Genomic DNA, 1503 nt, shown 5'->3' with positions numbered 1-1503 from the left:
CAGGCCGCGACGCGCGCGGACGTCGGGCCGCGCGACCGTCCCGCCGAGGCGAGCAGGTGCCCGGCGGGCCTGCCGAGGGCCATCGCCACCCGCGCGGCGACGATCCGGGCCTCGGCGGCCGCGTCCGCCCAGCCGCCGCCCTCCAGGCGCTCCGCCGTGGCCGTGGCCGCGTGGAGCAGGATCGTGGACCGCTCACCGGACGTCCACCGTGCCCTGATCAGCAGATGCTCGGCCAGCAGCGTCCACCCGGTGCGCTCCTGCTCCGCGAAGGCGGCCCGGGCCCGCTCGGCGGTGTCCGCGGCCCGCTCGGGATCGCCGTCGGCCAGTTCCGCGTGGGCGAGCAGGAGGAGACCGTCCGCGACGTCACACCGGTACCCGTTCGCCGTGGCCGCGTCCAACGCCAGCCTCAGCATCGGACGGGCCTCACCCGGGAGGCCCGCGATGATGAGGATCTCCGCCTGGTCGAACCGGCACTGCGCCAAGCGCTCGCCCGACAGCCACGGCTCCGCCTCGGCGAAGAGCCGAAGCGCGCGCGGGACATCCCCACGTCGCCCTACCGCGAACGCTAAATTGCCCTTGGACATCGCCGTCTGATGCACCAGCCCCGCGGCCTCGCCCACCGCGACCGCCTCGGCCAAGGCATCCTCCGCGGCGGCCATGTCACCCCGCATCGTCCGCGCCAGACCGAGGTTCGTGAGCAGACCGGTCAAGGCGGAGGGATCGCCACCAACGGTACGGAGCCGGGCCAGCGCGCGCGCCGCCGTCTCGTGCGCCTCCTTGAGATGCCCGGCCCGTGCCAGGGCACAGGCGGTATTGGCCGCCAGCCGATCCGCGTCCCTCCCACGCAGGACGGGCTCCGCCCGAGAGGCCTGCGCGAGCGCGGAACCGAACTCCCCGCGCGCCGCGAGCAAACCGACCAGATTCATCCGCACCTGTGCGGTCGCGTAGGCGTCATGGTCCTCCGCCAGGGACAGGGCCCGGCGCAGCGAAGCCAGCCCCGCGTCCAACTCACCGAGCTCCTTGGCGGCCAACCCCGCCACCCGCAGCGCGACGATGCGCTCGGACGTCGTAGCGGCACGTTCGAGCAGGACCGCGGCGCTGCTCCGGGCGGAACGCGGATCCACCGCCGCCAGCCTCAGCAGAGCCCCCTCGTCCCTCACAGCCGGACCCAGCTCGTGACGACCGGCGTCCCACCCTCGAACCGGAGGACCAGGCTCACCAGCCCCGCCGGGACCCGCGGTAGGCAGAAGAACCCGCTGCCGTCCGTCCGCCCCACCGCCCCGCCCGCCGCCACCTCGGCATGGCGGACCTCCACGATGACCGGCGACGGCGGGACGAGCCGCCCGGTGATCTCACGCTCCCGGCCGGTCCCCGCCACCTCGACCTCCACGGTCAGCCCGCCGCGCGCGAACGTCAGCGGATCCGTCACCAGAACAGCCTCGCCAAGACCAAAAAGCGGAAGAAGCTGCCTCCCATCACCGTGTTCGTCGATCCTCATGCCGA

1 protein-coding gene and 1 pseudogene are annotated in these 1503 nt (G+C 74.1%); both read right to left on the bottom strand.

Annotated elements, in window-relative coordinates:
- A pseudogene (locus E1300_RS49480) lies at positions 1–1124 on the bottom strand (hypothetical protein); the annotation flags it as partial.
- A 32-nt stretch (positions 1125–1156) separates the two neighbouring features.
- Positions 1157–1429: a hypothetical protein gene (locus tag E1300_RS49475; protein ID WP_131764150.1), complete on the bottom strand. Its 273-nt coding sequence runs from the start codon at positions 1427–1429 to the stop codon at positions 1157–1159.
- Positions 1430–1503 lie beyond the last annotated feature (74 nt).

Source organism: Actinomadura fibrosa, assembly GCF_900659615.1.
Taxonomy (GTDB): domain Bacteria; phylum Actinomycetota; class Actinomycetes; order Streptosporangiales; family Streptosporangiaceae; genus Spirillospora; species Spirillospora fibrosa.
The sequence above is the reverse complement of the archived record's forward strand: the minus strand, read 5'-3'. Positions and strand labels throughout refer to the sequence as shown.